We start from the raw sequence: 19,974 nt of genomic DNA, 5'->3' as shown, positions 1-19,974 counted from the left end.
TACTTAGTCTAACTGGAAAGTCTTGCCTAATTCTTCAACTTCTTCCTTAGTTGCTAAATTATCACTAAATGCACTTGCACTACCTGTTAATAAACCTTTTCTAAGTGCTTCCTTATAGTCGCCTGTTTCTAAATAACCTGCAATAAATCCGGCTACCATTGAGTCTCCTGCACCTACAGAATTTTTAACCTTGCCCTTTGGACATGGACTCTTATAAACCTGTCCATCTTCAGCAACTAATACAGCACCTTCGCCAGCCATTGATACAAGAACGTTTCTTGCGCCTTCTTCCTGCATCTTCTTTGCATACGGAACAACATCTTCTCTTGTCTTTAATTCAACACCATAAATTTCACCTAATTCATGATTGTTTGGCTTAACAAAGAATGGTTTATATTTAAGAACGTTAAGTAATAAATCCTTAGTTGCATCAACAACAATCTTAACATCCTTGTTCTGTAAATATTCCATAATGTTACTGTACATTGTTTCCGGCATAACACTTGGGATACTTCCCGCTAAAACTAAAATATCACCATCCTGCAACTGATCTAATTTCTTATATAATTCGTCAATGTTTTCTTTCTTAATTGCAGGTCCCATACCGTTAATTTCGCTTTCCTGCTGAGCACGAATCTTAACGTTAATTCTTGTAATGCCTTCTGCAACCTGTATAAAATCAGCATTTACTCCATTGCTCTTTAACATGCTTTCAATAGCTTCACCTGTAAATCCGGCTAAAAATCCAAGAGCTGTATTTTCAAATCCAAGATTACTTAAAACCATTGATACATTAATTCCCTTTCCACCTGGGAACATAAGCTCTTCCGATGTTCTATTTACCAAGCCTAACTTTAAATCATCTACTGAAACAATGTAGTCAATAGATGGGTTAAATGTAACTGTATAAATCATTTTTGCCTCCTATATATTTTATTTTTCTGACAAATATCTAATCAAAATATATAGTATTTACATTAAATTTGCAAGTATTACACTGGCAATTGTTCCAGCAATTGTTGCCAAAATTGCACCAGGCAAAGTCCATCTTGTTTTCGTTACTTTTGCAGTTATGTAATATACAGACATTGTATAAAATATAGTTTCCGTACAACTCATCATTAACGAAGTTACTATTCCAAGATATGAATCAGGGCCATATCTTTTAAAAATATCAAGCACCATACCCGTTGCTGCCGAGGAAGAGAATATTTTTACAATTGTAACCGGCATAAGTTCTCCCGGAAAACCTAAAGGATTAGTTATTTTTCCCAACCATTTTCCTAAAAATTCCATAAAACCGGATTCACTTAAAACACCTACAGCAACCATAAGTCCAATTAACGTTGGCAAAACTTTTACCACTGTTTTTAACCCATCTGCTGCTCCCGAAACAAAATCATCATATATATTTCTCTTACTTTTAATTCCGTATATTGTAATAAAAAGCATTACTCCCGGAATTATAAAAGAAGATAGTTTAACTAAAATCTCCATACGAAACCCTGTCTTTTTTATAAATCTATGCATAGAAATTTTATTCGAGAACAAAAAAGGAAAACCTCTTTACCGGGCATCCGATAAAGAGGTATATAACTTGTATTTATTAAATTTTTTAACCTTCTATTGGTCTGTTGTACTTATCTCTGTTTTCAATGTTTTCAACTAACTTACTTTCAGTTACAACATCCTGACCTGTCTTTAAGAATACAGGTTTAAGTACAATAGGTGTAATAATTGTTGTAGCAATAACCACGATAATTACCGGTGCTACTAACTCAGAACTCATAAGTCCTGCCTCAATACCTTTGTTTGCAACGATTAATGCAACTTCACCTCTGGATACCATACCAACACCAATTCTTAAACACTGGTAGTTCTTGTATCCACATACTTTTGCACCAAGTCCGCAACCCATAATTTTTGTAATAATGGCAATAATTGTTAACACAATTGCATATACAACAATTAAAATTCCCATGCTTGCAACTGCCTTACCATCTACCTTAAGACCGATACTTGCAAAGAATATTGGGCTTAAAAGCATATATGCTACAACATCAAATTTTGATGCAATGAACTGGTCCTTCTGTGTCATTGAGATAATTACACCTGCAAAGAAAGCTCCTGTAATATCTGCAACGCCAAAGAAATATTCTGCTGCAAATGACATAAGAAGACAGATTACAAATGCCATGATAGCATGTCTGTGCATTCCTTTTCCGTCATGTTCACACCATTTCTTGTATAATTTGTAAATAATAAATCCAAATACAGCAACAAATACAAAGAATAATACTATTTTTAACAATACGATTTCAAGTGGTGTTGTTTCTGCACCTTTTCCACTTTTTCCACCTAAACTGATTACAATTGTAAGTGCAATGATACCTAAAATATCATCAATAATAGCTGCACCTAAAATTGCATTACCTGAAGCTGTTTTTAACTTGCCCATTTCCTGCAATGTTTCAACTGTAATACTAACTGATGTTGCAGTAAGAATTACACCTACGAAAACAGCCTGCATAAATAATGATGATGCCTTTGCAGGTTCAATCCATCCTGCTTCTAAGAACCAATAAGTAAATAATCCACCACCAATTAATGGTACGATTACGCCTAAAACTGCTATTACAAATGATGCTAAACCGCATTTCTTTAATTCGTTAATATCAGTTTCAAGACCTGCACAGAACATAAGAACGATTACGCCTATTTCTGCCATATGATCAATAAATGGTGTTTGATATAATGTTAAAGCACCTAAATCGTGTCCCCCAACCATAACACCATTTAACAAGTTACCTAAAATTGCCGGTCCTAAAATAAGTCCTGCTAATAACGCGCCTACTACTTGTGGCATTTTGAATCTCTTTGTTACCAAACCAAAAAGTTTAGTGCTTGCTAATATTAAAGCAAGTTGCCATAGATATCCATATTCTTCCATTTTCACGACCTCTTTTCTATGTATTTAGAATATAGTTATGTAAAATTTATTTTACAACCTGAATCATAATAACACCTTATTTTAGTAAATTCAACTAATAAATTTAAGATTTTTGTGGGTTTATAAAAGTGCGTAACACATAACAATCTCTGTAATCAAAACTACAACATTAAAAGGTCATAACTCCACCTGTTTTTACACAATTTGGGTTATGACCTTTGGACACTATATTTTTTAATTTAAAAAGTTTTGTATAATAACTGCTTCAGCCTCTTCCTCTGTTAAACCTAATGTTCTTAACTTAAGAAGCTGTTCATCATTAATTCTTCCTATTGCAGCTTCATGAATAATTGCCGCATCTATGTTTTTTGCTCTAATTTCCGGTATTGAACCAACCTCAGCCTTGTCCATAATAATTGAATCACACTGTATATGGGCCTGACATTTGTTATTTCCAATGGCATTTGGATGGAATGTCTGTACTGAATTTCCTTTTCCAACGGATCTTGAAACTATCTGTGCCGAACTGTTTTCGCCGTTAAGCTGAACTTCAATATTTGACTCTGCCTTCTGCTCGCCACTTGTCATAAGACGCTCAGTTACATATAGCTTGGCTTCTTTTCCAAGTTCAACATTTGTCTCTCTAACAGTTGAATCTACACCCTCAATCTGCGCTGTATCCAAAGTAAAAACAGAATTATCTCCCACAATGATATTTGTAACAGGATTTAAAACTCTTGCGCCTGTTCCATTACCTTCGCCATAGTGTTTCTCCACGTATCGTACATTTGCATTTTTTCCAACGTGAAAAGTATGAACACCATCATGTCTGCTTTCATTGCAACCACTATTATGAATTCCACAGCCGGCAATTATGTTTACGTTTGCCCCATCTTCAATGTAAAAATCATTATAAACAAGATCAATCATACCTGAAACACTAACAACCACCGGTATATATACTGATTCACCGTTTGTTTTTCCGTCAATATAAATGTTTATTCCCGGATTGTCTTCTTTTTTTCTAATCTTAATATGTTCACTGTCTCCATGACAAATGGATACGCCATTTTCTCTAAGATTGAAGGCACCGCTTTGGCTAAATTCATTATCGTTAATAACATTTAAAACTTCTTCAGTTACATTGTTAAGCTTCACCATTACGCTCTTCCCTCCAATTCTTCTGCACATTTATGACATTCCTGCACACCGGTAAGATATGGTAGAACCTCATCTTTAGTGCCTATTTTTTTAATCTTTCCATTATCAATAATCATAATTTTATCTGCCATATTGATAATTTTTTCCTGATGTGAAATTACAATAAGACTTTGTTTTTTCTCTGTATGGATTTCTTCAAACTTGTGTATAAGCATTGAGAAACTCCACAAATCAATTCCTGCCTCCGGTTCATCGAAAATGCAAAGTGAGTGTTCCTTAGCCAGCACAGATGCAATCTCAATTCTCTTCATCTCTCCACCTGAAAGTGTTCCGTCTATCTGTCTGTGAATATAATCCTTTGCACAAAGGCCAACGGCTTTCAATAGATTACAACATTCTTCATCTGAAAGATTTTCTCCTGACGCAAGTTTTAAAAGTCTTAAAACTGTCATACCTTTAAATCTTGGTGGTTGCTGAAATGCATAGCCGATTCCTGCATTTGCCCTATGATTAATGTCAAAATCTGTTATATCCTCACCGTCTAATATAATTTTTCCACTATTCAAATGGTTAATACCCATTAATGTTTTGGCTAAAGTGGACTTTCCACCTCCGTTTGGACCTGTAATAACAAGCATTTCCCCATCATCAACCTGAAATGAAATATCATTAAGGAGACACTTTTCTTCCCCTTCATCATCTACATAAAGTGATAAATTTTCTGCTTTAAGCACAATTTATACCTCTCTTCTTATTATTTTTTACAGCTCATTATAACATATTTATCATATATGTTAAATTAAACTTTTATTTAAGTTGCCAATTTAAAATATTTTTATATACTACCTAACTAAACATATCGAATTTAACTTTTATTCTTTTTATTTTTCTAAACATTTCCTGAGACAAAATCATTAGGAAAACAAAAGTGGATAAACCATGTACAAAGTTAAAAAATATACCTGCACCGTAAGTTGCCAGAAACGTAGACAACCTTGGCTTGTCTGTGTACATAACAACTGTGGCCGTATCAAGAATTAGTCCGTACAGCACAAATGTTACAAAAAAACCATATATACTAATTAGAACTCTTTTTTCTGCATGCTTTTGTCTTTTTCCACTAAATACAATTGCCGAAAGTACACCTATTAAACCAAAAGCAATCATCTGCCAAGGGGTCCATGGTCCCTGACCGAAAAAGAAGTCTGAAATAAACGCAGTTAAACAGCCACATAAAAATCCTGATTGTTTACCCAGCATAATTCCTGTAATTATTATTATGGCTGCGCATGGTTTAAATTGTGGTGTCATAAAAAATATAACCCTACCCACAATCGCCATGCCTGTTAGAACACCAAGGGTTACTATTTCTCTTGTTTTGGGTTTTCTTTTTTCAAATGACCACACAAAAATTCCAATTGCCGCCACAATTATAAGTATGGATACTATGTAATAATGTCTTATCATAACATGTCCTCCATTTTGTATGCACCATCAATAATCCCCCTTGCTAATTTTGCAATTGTAGTAGTATAAAATCTATTGTTCAGAAAAAATTCTCTGGCAGTGTCCTCACTAATTAAACTTCCCTGAGCAAACAAGCCACATCTGTCTGAATACTCTCCACAAAAATCTAAATCGTGGCTTACTAAAATAATTGTTTTTCCATTTTCAGCCAAATCCCTTAATAGAATTCCCAGTTGTTCTTTGTAAATATTGTCGATTCCCTTTGTAGGCTCATCCAATAACAAAACAGCCGGCTTTTCTCCAAGGACTTTAGCCAAGGCAACCTTCTGCTGCTCCCCACCACTTAAATCATAAGGGTGCATATTTAGAAGCTTTTGCAAGTTCATTTTTTCAATCAATGACTTGTCCACTTTTTTCAATTCTTCCATTACAGATTCCTGTTCAAAGAGAATTTGCACGTCCTGTGGCAAGAATCCTATTTTACCCCTCACCTTGATTTTGCCCCTGTAAGGTTTAAGAATACCACTAAGCAACATTGTTGTAGTTGTTTTTCCTGTTCCGTTACCACCAATAACTGAGAATATTTCTCCTTTATTTATATGCAGATTTAGACCTTTTATAATATCTCTGCTCATTTTTTCGTATCTAAACCACACGTCTTTCACGTTAACTACACTCATATTCTTTTCATTGTTATATGATGTAGGGAATCCCAAATTTAAAGATTTCCTTTCATTTAAATCTTCATCTTTTTTATAAGATTTACATTCACTCAAATTTTCATCTTTTTTGTAAGATTTATATTCACTGGATTTTTTTTCAGCAAAATTTCTTTTTGAAAAAAATGACTCATCTTTACTGTCACTTATATAATTTATAAGCCAGCTTCTTCCCTCTTTCGTGGATATAGGAATTTGACCTGCGCCGTTATGCCCATTAAAAATCCTACTTGGTATTGGCATTAAAGGACTTACTTCCATATTCAACGCTTCCCTTAAAACCTCCTGTGGACAACCGCACTGTACTAACTTGCCCTCTTCCATAACAACTAATTTGTTTGCATATTTAAGAAGATAATCCAGTCTATGTTCTGAAATAATAACTGTAATTCCAAAATCTTCGTTAATTTTGCTTACAATATCCATAAACCGTTCTGCTGCAATTGGATCTAATTGAGATGTCGGTTCATCCAACACCAAAATTTCAGGATTCATTATCATTACAGCTGCAAGGTTTACAAGCTGCTTCTGACCCCCTGAAAGGTTGTCTGTATTCTCATTATACAAATCAGTTATGTCAAAATATTCAGCAATTTCTGCCACTTTACTTCTTATAATTTCGTTCTTTTCACCCATACTCTCCAAGCCAAATGCCAGTTCATGCCAAACTTTGTCTGTGACAATCTGATATTCAGGATTTTGCATTACAAAACCTATTTTTTTTGCCTGCTCTCTGTCAGTTAAACTTTCTATGTTTCTACTCTCTAACAATATTTCGCCTTCAGTTTTTCCAGCCGGCATAATATTAGGCTTTAAACATTTAAGCAATGTTGTTTTTCCACAACCTGATTTTCCACATAATACAACAAAATCCCCCTTATTAATTGTAAAGGAAACATCTGACAAACTATTTTTTTCTGAGGTCTTGTATTTAAAACTTAAATTCTTGATTTCAATATGAGCCATCTTATTTCCTCCTTTACGTTAATTAATACAGGTGTCAAGCACAACAAACCGTACATCAAATACACAACCATATTATTCTTTACTTGTATAAAAGGATAATAGTAAGTGTAAACTTTTTCTCTCTCTAATGAAAAAACAACAACCAACCATAAAATTACCAGCCAGCCCATTAGCAAATAATCTCTTTTTTGAAATTTATAATTGCTGTAATTTGTTCTTCTTCCTGTTCCAAACCCCCTTGCTTTCATGGAGTCCGCTGTGTAAATTGAATTTTCCAACGCCCAGGTGGTGGTTATTGAGAAAGTTCTGCTGCCTTCTTTTATGCTATCAATTATCTTATCTATACCATTTTTCTTTTTTTGTTTTTTGCATGCCTCTATATAATTTTTCTTTTTTTGTCCTATATGTGCTTCTATACCACTTTTCTTTTTTTGTCTTTTGCGTGCTTCTATAACATTTTCTTTTTCAGTTTTTTCTCTATTTAAAAGATTTATTTTCTCGTCATAATTTCTTTTATTGACTTTATTTACCATTGAAACTTTACGTTGGTGCCTTGTATACTGGGGTATAAATCTCATTATCATGGTTATTAAAAGAGACACGTTTGGTAGCACTTTTCCTATTGCACCTAAGATTCTTTCCACGCCCATTACCTGATTAAAAGTTGAAAACCACAACAACATTGCCCCTATTATAATTGCAGATATTAATCCGTAAATAATAGATTCCAAAGTTACAGGATTTCCCGTAAACAGATAAAACAACAACGTTCCACCTTTATGAGAAAACAATGGGTTTATAATTGCAGAGACAATAATTATACCTACAACTACTGCGCAATACTTTAATCCCTCTGTTTTTTTCAGCATAAAATAATAGACTACTGCCGAAAAAAGAGAAATAAAAACTAACCCTACACTCATTTGAAACATTGTTGTTCCTAATACAAGTAAATAAAATATTAAATTTACAACTGGGTGGTATCTTGAAAATTCATCTGTCACTATTTTACATCCTCGCCTAAATCACATGTGTATCGCCACTTTATTACATCGCCATCTTTTACAGTGTACTCACTACAACTTACCTGTGGATATTTGTCATTTACACTGTACATCCAACCTGATTTCTTCCCGCAGGAGAACTCATAAATATTATCAATGCCCTCTACATACGCACTTTTTCCCGTAAAAGATGCCTCCATAAGAATGCTGTTTTTATCAAGCTGTCTTTTAAGAACATCGTAAACAGTATCTTTTTCATAAAATTTTACTTTCTGACTTTTTAATATAATGCCGTCTTTTGGTATATGATTTTTCAACCCTTTGTCTAAATCTTTTAAGTTGTCATAAATTGTTGAACACTCTACCAAAATGGTGCAGTTTCCGGCTTCCTTTTGTGGTGCATTACTTTTACCACAACCTGACATTGTTACTGTAACTAACAAAACTAATGCAACCATTGTTAGCTTAGTAGTTTTCTTTTTCTTTCTTACAAAAATTCCTATACCTGTAGCTGTCGCTAATGCAGCAATTATTAAAATTAGTATTATACAATTTTTTACGGATTTTTCTTTCTGTTTCTGATTTATAGCTTTGTGGGCTTCATTCTCTGATACATTTACGGATTCTGCTGTATTTCCTGAATCTTCTATATTACTAATTTTGTTATTGTTATCTTTATTGTTGTTACTTTTTTTGCTTTTACTATTTTTTGACTTGTTTTTCGTATCACTATTTGTGCCTGAAATATTCTTATTTGAATTCACTGATGCATTTGATTTTTTGCTATTTCCGGAACTTACACTATTATTATTTGACTTGCTACCTGTGCTATTGTCTGTAGTATTACCTAGGCTATTTTTCTTTTTATTTTCTGATGTTTTACTGCCCTTTTTTTCATAAGATTTTTTATTAGTTTTCTTATCTGTGCCATAATTATTATTCTTTTTGGCATCACCCATATCATACAGATTACTGTCGTCAGCTAAATTCCTGTAGTACGCAACAAGTCCATACATGCCCTGTTCTGTTGCCATTTGATTTACAAAAGTATCCTTAGTGTGCTTAAAGGCACCATTTGAATAAAATTGCAACAAACCGTCTAATACTGTATTTCTATTTTTTATAAATCTACTGTCTTTTACGCTAATATTAAGCATTGACATTGCTGTTAAAACCTGTGCTGTACTTTCACAGTTTTCACTATTAGATGTGGAATAAGCCCCTGTTTTATTCTGCTTTTTGGACAGGTATTCAATTCCTTTTTCTAATGCTTTTTCCACCTTACTTTGTTTCTTATAATTTGCCAACGCCTGCATTGCCATGGCTGTCACATCAACATCTGACTTGCCACCCATATATGACCAACCGCCATCGTCGTTTTGTGCATTTACAAGTAAACCAACCAATTTTTCTCTTGTTGTAACTTTTCCATCATAACTTTTTGCCGGTTCAGGAATTGCATAATCTCCACTGTCTAAAGCTATTAATGCATAAGTTGGTCCATTGATTCCAAGCTTGTTTACATTATCAAATTCTGCCAAAGATTTTAATAAGTCATAGCCTTCAAAATTTTCAGGATCAATACCTAATGAAGTTAAAGCTAAAACAACTCTCGAATACTCTGTGTATTTTCTTGTTGATAAAACTCCATCGCACTTTTTCACATATTCTTTTAAATTGTTTAAATAAATTTCTACATAAGATGACGGAACTTTTTCAAAACGTGCCAATCCAATCATCAACCATTCGCCACCTATACTTCCGTACTGGGGATTTTGAATTGTAGACATTTCATATTTGGAAATTTTCTGTAAATAGCTTTCCGTTTGTTTCTTATTTAATACTGTTTTACATTGTGTAGAAGTAGATTGTGATACAACACACAACATTATTAAAAACATAAATATTAATTTTTTTATTGTACTTAAAACTTTTTCTCTCATCTTCTACACCTTTATCTTTGTTGAGATTTCTATTATAAAAGAATGTTACTTGCGGCATTCTTCGCACCGAGTGCGTGTTGCCGCGCAACATTTTTCCTTTCGCGCCAGGGTGCATTCCTAGTGAAACGTTTTAATGTAATAAGAAATTCTGAAAGAATTTATTATTACATTAAAAATTATCGCAGCAAATTTATAAAAAATCTACTGCGACAATCTTCCTGCTATTTTTTTATCTTAACTGATTTTGGACTACTCCATTTACCATATACTTTCTGGTTTCCTGACTTCTTGTAAGCTCTAACCTTTACATAGCATTTTGATTTTTTCTTTAGCTTAGTAAGTGTATATGTTGTTTTCTTTGTGTTTTTGTATTTACAGTTTTTGAATTTTTTATTTGTTGCATATTTAATCTGATAACCTTTTGCACCTGTTACCTTATTAATTTTAATTTTAACCTTTTTACCCTTAACATTCTTTAAAGACTTAATACTTGCTTTTTTTAAAGTTGTCTTTTGTGTTGTTGTAGGTTCTGCTGTAGTTACCTGCACTTTTTCTAAGTTTGTGTATGCAGCATCTACATCTTCCTGAGTTGCATCATAATTTGCAAGAACCTTAATAGCTTCTGCCTTTGCTACTACCTGAGGGTTGTCTGGTGTATTAGCTACTAATTTAGTAAGTGCATCTTTATTTGGAAGTTTCGCACTTTCGATATTTTCATAGTAACTTACAAAACCTAAATCAGCTCCACCTGCATAAACGCTAAACTGAAGTCTGATAACATCTCCATCTTTTACAGGCTGTGAATCCATTGCCACATCAGGTGCAACATTATTAACTGTATACATCCAACCTGCTAAACTACTATATGAACCTGAACCTAACTTCTGGTCATCTGTAAATAACGCATTTGTACTTGTATTTGTTGGAGCATCATAATGCTGATTTCCATAACCATAGTCAACATCAATACTTGGCATCTTCTGAATACTTTCAGGAATATTAATAACGCCTGTATCTGCATAACTGATTGAATCAATGTAATATCCATAAGATGATAAATTAATTGTTAAATTCTTTTCCTTGGCAACTTCTTCTAAAACATCCTTAGCTGCTGCCCCTTCGTTTACCTGAACTGTAACCGGTTCAACTAAAAAGCCCTGTCCAATTGTAAATCTTTCAATAGCAAATGTTACGTTAATTTTCTTTGTTTCATTGGCATATGTTGTAGTAAACATACCAACAACTAATGTTACTGCCATTAACAAAGTTAAAATCTTCTTTGTTACTTTGTTCATTTTATCCTCCTTTTGTCAATATAAATTTATTCAGAAATCAAGTATAAAATTTCTCTAAAATTAGAAAAAGTCCTGCTTAAAAAGCAAGACAAAAAAACCCTTATGGGCCATATATACTCCTACTCGCCTTGCTTACGATTTCCAGCTGGTTATGTTGACGTATCCTGACTCAAGTTCATCCTATTCTAAGCGCCTTCCAGAAATCATCCGTGACATAATGCTTATTTCGTCCCTTATACAGTAGAGAAAGACTGTGCCGGATTCTCACCGGACTTCCCTTAAACTAAATAATTTTAATATTCACATACAACCATTAAATTTATGTAATTTTTTTTAATTGTAATTAATTAAAATATATCCAGACCATAACTATTTTTATTTTATTGACACACTCATTCTATACTAATGGCTTTACAGTGTCAAACACTAATATTATTTATTTTATTTTCTTACTCTCCTGCACATAATTTTGCAAAAACTCACTCCTGCCAGGGTACTTATTGTGGTTGCAATAATTGCTGGTGCAACAATAGCTCCTGGGTTGTGAGAATTATACTGGCTTCTGTATGCTATCATACTAACAGGAATTAATTGTAATGATGAGATATTTAATACTAAAAATGTACACATCTCGTTGGTGGAAATATGACTTTCTATTATTTTTCCCTTTTGTGGTATTGGATTTTTTGCTAATTCTTCCATAGCTTTTAAGCCAGCCGGTGTTGCCGCCCAGCCCAAACCTAAAACATTTGCAATTATATTTGTAATTATGTGTGGTCTTGCACTATGGTTACATGGCAAATTGGGAAACAACCAATTTATAAGTGGATTAATTGCTTTTTCACATTTTTTGACTAAGCCTGATTTCTCAGCTATATTCATAAAGCCCATCCACATGCTCATTATCCCCAACATTGTTATTGATATTTTCACAGCTTCCTCAGCCCACATTACTGCTCCGTTGCCAACCTTATCAATATTACCTGTTATCACACCATAAACCACACCAACTATAATCATAAAAGTCCAAATATAATTTAACATTTTCCGCTCTTTTTGCCTATTTACACATAATATTAAGGATTTTGTTCTTATATGAACGAATTTTTTTTCAACAGTGATTTTTGCCTAAAATATAGTACATTTTGCTATTTTATAAAAACGATTAAATTACTTTGTCTAATTTTTTTACAGATTATTGGAAACCTTTCCGATTTTTCTATAAAAATACGATATTTTTTTCATATATTAATGTATAAACTTTGGTTATTTTTGCCCTTTTCTTTTTCTTGACTTAATTTGTTTTAGGCATTAGTATTGTATGTCGAATGAGGGATGAAACTGTGCCATTCAAGTAGTGACAGTTTTTAAAGGAGGTATTTGCAATGAAAACAGTTACAGTTAACTTGAACTCAATCGAGAAAGTTAAGTCTTTCGTTAATGATATTGTTAAGTATGAAAATGATTTTGACTTGGTATCAGGACGCAATTATGTTGATGCAAAATCAATTATGGGGATATTCGCCTTTGATTTGTCAAAACCTTTACAACTTAACATTCATGCTAACGACAATTGTGATGAAATCACAAAATCATTAAAAAATTATCTTTGTTAATTAGAAATCAATTCATATAGCGACAACAGGTCGCACACCCCCCCCAAAAAAAGGGGCTGTCGCTCTAACCATTTATAATCGTTAGGGCACAGTACCTTTTTTGACCATATTTTATTGTTTTCCCCAAAATAATAGTGCGCCTTTTTTCTTTTGTCTTCAGAAAAAAGGTGCACTTAAATAAAGCCCCCATAGAGGTTTGTTAATCTGTTTTAAAAGTTTAAAATTTACGCACTTTTTAATGGGAATATAAATCAGTCAGATCCATCTTCTCCACAAACTTTCGTCGCTTAATAAATTTTTATTATTTAATAAGCTCATTATAAATGTCTCTTTTTGAAACGCCCCTGTCCTTTGCAACCATTTTCATTGCAGTCTTTTTGTCCATATCCTGATTCATATAGAATTGAACGTGTTCCTCAATAGTCATTAATTCCCACTGTTCTCTTTTTTCAGCCTGAATTTCTTCCATTGGCTTTCCTGCAATTACTAAAACATACTCTCCTTTTGGCTCCTTGCTGTCATAATATTCAATTGCCTCACTGATAGTTGTCTGAAAAGCTTCCTCGTATTTCTTTGTCAACTCTCTACAAATAGTCAGCGGTCTGTTGCCTATTGTTTTTTCCAGTTCCTTTAAAGTTTTAACTAAACGATGAGGTGCTTCGTAAATAATAGTAGTTCGCACTTCATTTTTTAAACTTTCAAGTACCTGTTGCTTTTCTTTTTTATCCTTTGGCAAAAATGCCTCAAAAACAAAACGTCTTGTTTTCTGACCTGACATGGTAAGTGCTGTTATGCATGCTGCAGCTCCTGGAAGAGAAGTTACTTCTATTCCTGCTTCATAGCACTGTCTTACAAGTTCTTCCCCAGGATCAGATATTCCCGGAGTTCCTGCATCAGTTATTAATGCAATGTTTTTTCCCTGTAACATATCCTGAACCAACACCTTTGCTTTATCATATTTATTAAATTCATGATAACTTGTCATTGGCGTTTTTATATCAAAATGATTTAACAATTTTATACTGTTTCTTGTATCCTCTGCACCAATTAAATCAACCTCTTTTAGTGTTCTAACTACTCTATAAGTAATATCTTCCAGATTTCCTATTGGTGTCGCACATAAAAATAACTTTCCTGCCATAATTTACCTTTTTCCATATATTTCTAAAATTTCGTCTGTATACACACCCTGTTCTTTGTAGACAATTAGTGGTGCTTCCACTTTCATCATGGACTTGCGTCCTCTATGTCCTTCAATTAAAAGCATGTTTGCGTCTTTATCCTTAAAAGGATGTACCATTCTAAGTCGTTTAGGTTCGATTTTGTACACACTCATAAGATTCATAATTTCTACCAAACGTCTTGGTCTGTGAACCATATAAAATCTTCCACCGGGTTTTAAAACCTTGGCAGCCTCTCTTATAACATCATCAAGAGTACATTTAATTTCATGTCTTGCAATTGCCTTAGGCTCTTCAAAATTCTCAATCCCATGATTTTCTGTCATATAAGGCGGATTGCATGTTACTACATCAAAAGAAGCCGGCTTAAATATAACCGACGCCTCTTTTATGTCACCCTGAACAATGTGTACTTTTTCTTCTAAATGATTAAGAATTACACTTCTCTTTGCCATATCAGCACTGTCCTGCTGGATTTCCAAAGCATAAAAATCTTCACCCACAGTTTTTGCCTCAAGCAATATTGGGATAATTCCTGTGCCTGTTCCCATATCCAAAACTTTTTCGTTTTCTTTAACCTGGGCAAAGCCTGACAAAAGAACTGCATCCATGCCAAAACAAAAGCGCTTTCTGTCCTGAATTATTTTATATCCGTTTCTCTCCAGGTCATCTATCCTTTCCCCTTCTTTTAAAAACAGATTATTTTCTTTTTCTAAATTCATAATTATCCTTTTGATTTTTCTAATCTAACTTTGAAGCTTCCATATCTTCTAAACCTTTTAATTCTTTTAACTCATCAGAAGCTAACTCAAATTTCTTTTTCTTTGGCTTAAATTTCAATTCATTAACAGAATATTCACGTTCTTCTCTTTCGTCATTTTGCTCAATAACAATTTTAACTTTCTGACGTAAAACATTAACACTCTTAACTTCTCCTTTTAAACCATCAAAAGTTTTAACTGTTTCACCTACATTTGGTAAGTTAGAATTCAAATACTCGTATGCTTCCTGCTCATTTTTTAGGCAACACATCAGTCTTCCACATATTCCTGATATTTTGGTAGGATTAAGAGATAAATTCTGTTCCTTCGCCATTTTTATTGACACCGGAATAAATTCTGACAAATATGTGCTACAGCAAAGTGGTCTTCCACAAATTCCAATACCACCAAGCATTTTTGTCTCATCTCTTACACCAACCTGTCTAAGTTCAATTCTTGTTTTGAACACTGATGCTAAATCCTTAACCAATTCTCTAAAGTCAATTCGTCCATCAGCAGTAAAATAAAACAATACTTTATTATTATCAAAAGTATATTCTGTATCTATTAATTTCATTTCAAGACCATGTTTTTTAATCTTCTCTTTACAAATAAAGAAGGCCTTCTTTTCCTTATCTTTATTTTGCTTGGCAATCTTGTCATCTTCCTCAGTTGCCACTCTTATGACAGGTTTAAGAGGCATAATAACGTCTTCTTCGTTTTTTTCCTGCACACTCTGTACAACTTTTCCGTATTCAATACCTCTTGCTGTCTCAACAATTACATGATTGCCAACTTCTATTTTAAAATCCAGCGGATCAAAATTATAAATTTTTCCCGCCTGTCTAAATCTAACTCCTATTACCTTTACCATCATTCATCCTTTCTTTTATTGCTAAAAATAAGACTTCCATTGTTACATCAAAATTAACATTTGATTTTATTCTACTCTGAGCCTTATCTAACTGTTGTAAAATAATATTTATACCATAATAATCTATTTTTTCTGACATTTCTTCTATTAACTTATAGTCATCCTGAAATACCAGTTTATCATCACTTTTTGAAGCCTTATATAATAAAACATCTCTGAACCATATTCTAATTAGACTGAAATATTCATCAATCTGCTTCTTAAAAGATGCTGCTTCCTTTACATTATTTGATATTATATCCATGCCACCTTTTTCCAGCGACAACAATGCCCCAACAACATGATTTTTCAAATCCTTAAAATCTTCTGATGTTGCCAGTTCAACTGCCTTTCCAGGGTTACCTCCACTAAAAACTGCTGCCATCGATGCCTCATAAGCACCAATGCCATATTCCGACATTAACTTGTTTTTAATTAATTCCTCTTTCACCGGTCTAATATTCAGAACTACACATCTTGACAAAATTGTTGGCAAAAATGTGTCTGCATTTGTAGTCAACAAAATTATTATTGCATATTCCGGCGGCTCCTCTATTGTTTTAAGCAATGCATTCTGTGCCTGCACAGTCATTTTTTCACTTTCATCAACAATATATATTTTGTACCTGCTACTATATGGCTTAATATCTATATCATCATTAATTTGTTCTCTTATTTCGTCAACACCAATTCCGGATTTCTCATAAGTAACATACTTTATGTCCGGCTGATTCTTGGAATCTGTCTGCTTACACGACTTACAATGCCCACATGCTTTGCCATTAAACTCCTCACATTGCAATGCTTTTGCAAAATCCACTGCAAGCTGCATCTTACCTGTGCCTTTTTCCCCATTAATAATGTAAGCATGAGAAATCTTTCCTATCTTTATGGCATTTTCGAAGTGTTTTACTATATGGTTTTGTCCTAAAATTCTTCCTGACTCCATACTATCCTTTATATCCAACAAAATTTAATAATTTATAAACTACTAATCTTTTAACCTGCAAATTACAGTCTTTTTTTCCTGTAAACTCTAAAATCCTTTAACTTACAGATTACGGTCTTTTTTTCCGTAAACTTTAAAATTCTTTAACTTACAGATTACGGTCTTTTTTTCCGTAAACTTTAAAATTCTTTAACTTACAGATTACGGTCTTTCTTTCACATAAACTCTAAAATCTTTAACTTACAAACAAAGACTTTATTATTCACAAACCTAACTTTTATCATATCATAATTTATTAATTGTTTCCACAATCTCGGCAATACATCTGTCTAAATCATCATTCATGTATCTTCTTTCAATACCGGCATTTTTGATGTTTTCTTCCTTAAAATCTTCCTCATCTGCAAGAAATCTTCTACAAAGTTCAGCGTATTTTGGCTCTTTCTCCAAGCGCTCTCTTTTTATGGCACGCTCTAACCTTTCACCATTTTCTACTTCTACATATATAGGTACCACCACATCTTTTCCATAATACTTAACCATGGCATTGTAAGACTCCAAAGTTCCTATATAAATGTAATTATCTGCACCCAAATTAATTTGACCGTCATCTAATGTGAAATAACTCCACACTCCGTACACAGTATCATAATCTCTGCACTCAATAATTTTTCCCTGTTTTCTATATTCAGCAAGTTTTTCCCTACTAACAAAATGATATTCCACACCCTCCTGTTCCCCTTCTCTCATTGGTCTTGTTGTGTAACCAACAATTGTTTTTAAATTTAATTCCTTATTATTTTTCAAATATCTAAAAATTGTATCTTTTCCACTACAACTTTTTCCCAATACAAAAAATATTTTTGACATATCTCCTCCAACTTACAGGCATACTATAATCCATACCATTCCTAATAATTATAATAATAGAATTTTTGACATTCATTATCTAACCTTTAATATCTACTATATGTTCATAATAAGTAATTAATCATTTACAGTAACTAATCAATTATTCATAATGATTAATTAAATATTTATAATAGATAATCAAATATTTACATAAATTAATAATTAATGTAAATATAAAAAATTTATCTTTTGATAACAATAATTTTTTCATTATCAATTCCCTTTATATTTAAATTAGACATTTTATATTCCATTATTTTTTTCAACATTTGATTTGTAATTAAATCCCCTGGTACAATAATTGGTATCTCAGGCGGATAAACATACACATATCCTGCACTTACCCGACCTACAGCATTACAAACATCTATTTTTTCTTTTTTGCATAATAATGCCTCATATATTGTCATTACCTGCTCCGTTTTTTCTAATAAAATTTCAGTATTTGTTTGCTCTAACAAACTTTTATCTTTAATTTTATCAGCTATATAATTATCTATTTCCACTAAATTATCAGCTAGTCTTAATATCTCATCCATATTATCACATATAGAAGTCATACCGATTACATAATCTTTGGAACACATTTCTATTTCGAAATTATATTTTTCTCTTAAAATGCTCTCAAGATATTTTCCATCATAAGTTTCATTTATTTTATCGGTACTTAATTCAGTATTGTTTGTTTTGGCATTATCTAATTTAGCATTATTTATTTCTGCTTTATCTGATACTGTATCACTTAATACGGTATTGTTTAATACAGTATCACTTAATACGGTATTGCTTGATACGGTATTATTTAGTTTTGTAATATTTAATTCTACATTATCTTTTTCTATACTCCTCAACTTCATATTAAGAAAAATAACAATTTTAGAAATATCAAAATCATACACACTGTTTTTTCCTATAATACTACGATCTAACACTTTTAATACTTTAAAATTTTTAACTCTATTATGGAATTTCTTTAGAGTTATTAACATTTCGTTAGCATCTTTTTGCCCTTTTGTTGATAACTCTCTTATACATTTGTCAAGGCTGGACATAAGTACATAAGATGGACTACTTGACTGATAAACCGATAACATCCTCTGAACATCTTTTACTGAAACTTTGTCCCCCTGCACATGTAAAAAGGCTGTCTGTGTCATTGCAGGAAGCGTTTTGTGTGCACTTTCTATAACAATATCAGCCCCTAATTTATAAGCCGAAGTAGGAAACTCATCACTTAAAATCATATGAGCACCATGTGCTTCATCAACAATAAGAATGCTATTGTGTCCGTGAACAATTTCTGCAATTTTTTTAATATCAGAAACTATACCCTCATAAGTTGGACTTGTTATTACAACAGCTTTAACTTTTATATTTTTCTTTTCTGCTTCGACAAATTTTTGTTCAATTTCTTCCGGTTTATAACCACCACTTATATTAAACCCTTCAACTATTTCAGGATACACATATTCAACATTCAAATTTCTTAGCTGAACAGCATTATAAGCTGATTTGTGACAGTTTCTCCCTAAAATAATAGTATCGCCTATATTTGTAACCGCGGTAATTGCAGATAAAATTCCACATGAACTTCCATTAACAAGAAAAAATGTAGCCCTTGTTCCAAAAAAATCTGAAGCATTTTCCATAGCAGCTTTTATTATTCCCTCAGGATGATGCAAATCATCAAAACCATTTATTTCTGTTATGTCTATATCAAAGGGATCATATTGGTTATTAACATATACACTTATTTCTTTATCTTCATTTAACTCGTTAACCGAGTTATCAAATGGCTTATTAACTAACTTATTAAAAGAATCTTCATCACCGACAAACGCTTTATTAAAATCAAATAATTTTCTCTGTCGCTTGTGTCCTGGCATATGCAATGGATATCTTCCATTTTTGCTATATTCAATTAATTTACTATATAAACTCTCTTTACTCATAACTTTGATTATAACATAAATGCTAATAAGTAACTAGCAAAGTAAAATATGCAAAAAATACATTAACAACATCCCCAAAACATATAAACTAATTTTTCTAAACATTTCTAAAACAATAAAAATGATAAAAGAAAAAACTGTAGACATTACCGGGTAACATCTACAGTTTCACATAACAAATGCCC

At 32.6% G+C, this 19,974-nt stretch carries 18 protein-coding genes and 1 riboswitch; of the genes, 1 reads left to right on the top strand and 17 read right to left on the bottom strand.

Features of this window, described 5'->3' with window-relative positions; translation table 11 throughout:
• Window positions 1-3: 3 nt before the first annotated feature.
• From pfkB to DWZ69_RS00040, 11 genes are all read right to left on the bottom strand, one after another.
• Window positions 4-915, bottom strand: coding sequence for a 1-phosphofructokinase (pfkB, locus tag DWZ69_RS00090; protein ID WP_117999241.1), 912 nt, complete (start codon window positions 913-915; stop codon window positions 4-6).
• A 57-nt stretch (window positions 916-972) separates the two neighbouring features.
• The gene (locus tag DWZ69_RS00085) at window positions 973-1,497 is read right to left on the bottom strand and encodes a nucleoside recognition domain-containing protein (protein ID WP_117999425.1); all 525 of its coding nucleotides are present in this window, start codon (window positions 1,495-1,497) and stop codon (window positions 973-975) included.
• Window positions 1,498-1,615: 118 nt separating this feature from the next.
• Entirely contained in the window at window positions 1,616-2,950 is a 1,335-nt protein-coding gene (locus tag DWZ69_RS00080) for a cation:proton antiporter (protein ID WP_118435517.1), read from the bottom strand.
• A 234-nt stretch (window positions 2,951-3,184) separates the two neighbouring features.
• Window positions 3,185-4,111, bottom strand: coding sequence for a SufD family Fe-S cluster assembly protein (locus DWZ69_RS00075; RefSeq protein WP_117999239.1), 927 nt, complete (start codon window positions 4,109-4,111; stop codon window positions 3,185-3,187).
• Window positions 4,111-4,845 (bottom strand): ATP-binding cassette domain-containing protein, encoded by a 735-nt coding sequence (locus DWZ69_RS00070; RefSeq protein WP_118435513.1) that lies wholly within the window; start codon window positions 4,843-4,845, stop codon window positions 4,111-4,113. The genes DWZ69_RS00075 and DWZ69_RS00070 overlap by 1 nt, the downstream gene beginning before the upstream one ends.
• Before the next feature lie 112 nt (window positions 4,846-4,957).
• On the bottom strand, window positions 4,958-5,578 hold the full coding sequence (locus DWZ69_RS00065; protein WP_117999237.1) for an ECF transporter S component: 621 nt from the start codon (window positions 5,576-5,578) through the stop codon (window positions 4,958-4,960).
• Complete coding sequence (locus tag DWZ69_RS00060; RefSeq protein ID WP_117999236.1) at window positions 5,575-7,263, bottom strand: ABC transporter ATP-binding protein; 1,689 nt, start codon at window positions 7,261-7,263, stop codon at window positions 5,575-5,577. The genes DWZ69_RS00065 and DWZ69_RS00060 overlap by 4 nt, the downstream gene beginning before the upstream one ends.
• Window positions 7,236-8,267, bottom strand: coding sequence for an energy-coupling factor transporter transmembrane component T (locus DWZ69_RS00055; protein ID WP_117999235.1), 1,032 nt, complete (start codon window positions 8,265-8,267; stop codon window positions 7,236-7,238). Before DWZ69_RS00055 ends, DWZ69_RS00060 begins: the two co-directional genes overlap by 28 nt.
• Complete coding sequence (locus tag DWZ69_RS00050) at window positions 8,267-10,210, bottom strand: DUF4430 domain-containing protein (RefSeq protein WP_117999234.1); 1,944 nt, start codon at window positions 10,208-10,210, stop codon at window positions 8,267-8,269. The genes DWZ69_RS00055 and DWZ69_RS00050 overlap by 1 nt, the downstream gene beginning before the upstream one ends.
• A 221-nt stretch (window positions 10,211-10,431) precedes the next feature.
• Window positions 10,432-11,505: a DUF4430 domain-containing protein gene (locus DWZ69_RS00045; RefSeq protein WP_117999233.1), complete on the bottom strand. Its 1,074-nt coding sequence runs from the start codon at window positions 11,503-11,505 to the stop codon at window positions 10,432-10,434.
• Window positions 11,506-11,643: 138 nt separating this feature from the next.
• A riboswitch (cobalamin riboswitch) is annotated at window positions 11,644-11,824 on the bottom strand.
• 122 nt (window positions 11,825-11,946) lie between these two features.
• A complete protein-coding gene (locus DWZ69_RS00040) occupies window positions 11,947-12,549 on the bottom strand; it encodes a nucleoside recognition domain-containing protein (protein WP_117999232.1) in 603 nt (200 codons plus the stop codon).
• A 341-nt stretch (window positions 12,550-12,890) separates the two neighbouring features.
• On the opposite strand from DWZ69_RS00040, the gene DWZ69_RS00035 reads away from it, so the two are divergent.
• Window positions 12,891-13,121, top strand: a complete 231-nt coding sequence (locus tag DWZ69_RS00035; RefSeq protein WP_022164743.1) for a hypothetical protein — start codon at window positions 12,891-12,893, stop codon at window positions 13,119-13,121.
• A 301-nt stretch (window positions 13,122-13,422) separates the two neighbouring features.
• Here DWZ69_RS00035 and rsmI read toward each other — a convergent pair whose 3' ends face one another.
• The 6 genes from rsmI to DWZ69_RS00005 form a co-directional block, all read right to left on the bottom strand.
• On the bottom strand, window positions 13,423-14,262 hold the full coding sequence (gene rsmI, locus DWZ69_RS00030; protein WP_117999231.1) for a 16S rRNA (cytidine(1402)-2'-O)-methyltransferase: 840 nt from the start codon (window positions 14,260-14,262) through the stop codon (window positions 13,423-13,425).
• A gap of 3 nt (window positions 14,263-14,265) precedes the next feature.
• Window positions 14,266-15,024: a tRNA1(Val) (adenine(37)-N6)-methyltransferase gene (locus tag DWZ69_RS00025; protein WP_117999230.1), complete on the bottom strand. Its 759-nt coding sequence runs from the start codon at window positions 15,022-15,024 to the stop codon at window positions 14,266-14,268.
• 19 nt (window positions 15,025-15,043) lie between these two features.
• A complete protein-coding gene (locus tag DWZ69_RS00020) occupies window positions 15,044-15,937 on the bottom strand; it encodes a stage 0 sporulation family protein (protein ID WP_117999229.1) in 894 nt (297 codons plus the stop codon).
• Entirely contained in the window at window positions 15,915-16,925 is a 1,011-nt protein-coding gene (locus DWZ69_RS00015) for a DNA polymerase III subunit delta' C-terminal domain-containing protein (protein WP_117999228.1), read from the bottom strand. Before DWZ69_RS00015 ends, DWZ69_RS00020 begins: the two co-directional genes overlap by 23 nt.
• A gap of 285 nt (window positions 16,926-17,210) precedes the next feature.
• Window positions 17,211-17,795: a hypothetical protein gene (locus DWZ69_RS00010; RefSeq protein WP_022164748.1), complete on the bottom strand. Its 585-nt coding sequence runs from the start codon at window positions 17,793-17,795 to the stop codon at window positions 17,211-17,213.
• Between the two features lie 224 nt (window positions 17,796-18,019).
• Entirely contained in the window at window positions 18,020-19,789 is a 1,770-nt protein-coding gene (locus DWZ69_RS00005) for an aminotransferase class I/II-fold pyridoxal phosphate-dependent enzyme (RefSeq protein WP_117999227.1), read from the bottom strand.
• Window positions 19,790-19,974 lie beyond the last annotated feature (185 nt).

It is taken from the genome of Eubacterium sp. AF34-35BH (assembly GCF_003477765.1).
In the GTDB taxonomy this organism is placed as follows: domain Bacteria; phylum Bacillota; class Clostridia; order Lachnospirales; family Lachnospiraceae; genus Eubacterium_G.
The sequence above is the reverse complement of the archived record's forward strand: the minus strand, read 5'-3'. Positions and strand labels throughout refer to the sequence as shown.

Excerpts from the sequence above, each read along its gene's own strand:
- pfkB (WP_117999241.1), bottom strand. The coding sequence starts at position 915 with ATGATTTATACAGTTACATTTAACCCATCTATTGACTACATTGTTTCA.
- DWZ69_RS00085 (WP_117999425.1), bottom strand. The coding sequence starts at position 1,497 with ATGGAGATTTTAGTTAAACTATCTTCTTTTATAATTCCGGGAGTAATG.
- DWZ69_RS00080 (WP_118435517.1), bottom strand. The coding sequence starts at position 2,950 with ATGGAAGAATATGGATATCTATGGCAACTTGCTTTAATATTAGCAAGC.
- DWZ69_RS00075 (WP_117999239.1), bottom strand. The coding sequence starts at position 4,111 with ATGGTGAAGCTTAACAATGTAACTGAAGAAGTTTTAAATGTTATTAAC.
- DWZ69_RS00065 (WP_117999237.1), bottom strand. The coding sequence starts at position 5,578 with ATGATAAGACATTATTACATAGTATCCATACTTATAATTGTGGCGGCA.
- DWZ69_RS00060 (WP_117999236.1), bottom strand. The coding sequence starts at position 7,263 with ATGGCTCATATTGAAATCAAGAATTTAAGTTTTAAATACAAGACCTCA.
- DWZ69_RS00050 (WP_117999234.1), bottom strand. The coding sequence starts at position 10,210 with ATGAGAGAAAAAGTTTTAAGTACAATAAAAAAATTAATATTTATGTTT.
- DWZ69_RS00045 (WP_117999233.1), bottom strand. The coding sequence starts at position 11,505 with ATGAACAAAGTAACAAAGAAGATTTTAACTTTGTTAATGGCAGTAACA.
- DWZ69_RS00040 (WP_117999232.1), bottom strand. The coding sequence starts at position 12,549 with ATGTTAAATTATATTTGGACTTTTATGATTATAGTTGGTGTGGTTTAT.
- DWZ69_RS00035 (WP_022164743.1), top strand. The coding sequence starts at position 12,891 with ATGAAAACAGTTACAGTTAACTTGAACTCAATCGAGAAAGTTAAGTCT.
- rsmI (WP_117999231.1), bottom strand. The coding sequence starts at position 14,262 with ATGGCAGGAAAGTTATTTTTATGTGCGACACCAATAGGAAATCTGGAA.
- DWZ69_RS00025 (WP_117999230.1), bottom strand. The coding sequence starts at position 15,024 with ATGAATTTAGAAAAAGAAAATAATCTGTTTTTAAAAGAAGGGGAAAGG.
- DWZ69_RS00020 (WP_117999229.1), bottom strand. The coding sequence starts at position 15,937 with ATGGTAAAGGTAATAGGAGTTAGATTTAGACAGGCGGGAAAAATTTAT.
- DWZ69_RS00015 (WP_117999228.1), bottom strand. The coding sequence starts at position 16,925 with ATGGAGTCAGGAAGAATTTTAGGACAAAACCATATAGTAAAACACTTC.
- DWZ69_RS00010 (WP_022164748.1), bottom strand. The coding sequence starts at position 17,795 with ATGTCAAAAATATTTTTTGTATTGGGAAAAAGTTGTAGTGGAAAAGAT.
- DWZ69_RS00005 (WP_117999227.1), bottom strand. The coding sequence starts at position 19,789 with ATGAGTAAAGAGAGTTTATATAGTAAATTAATTGAATATAGCAAAAAT.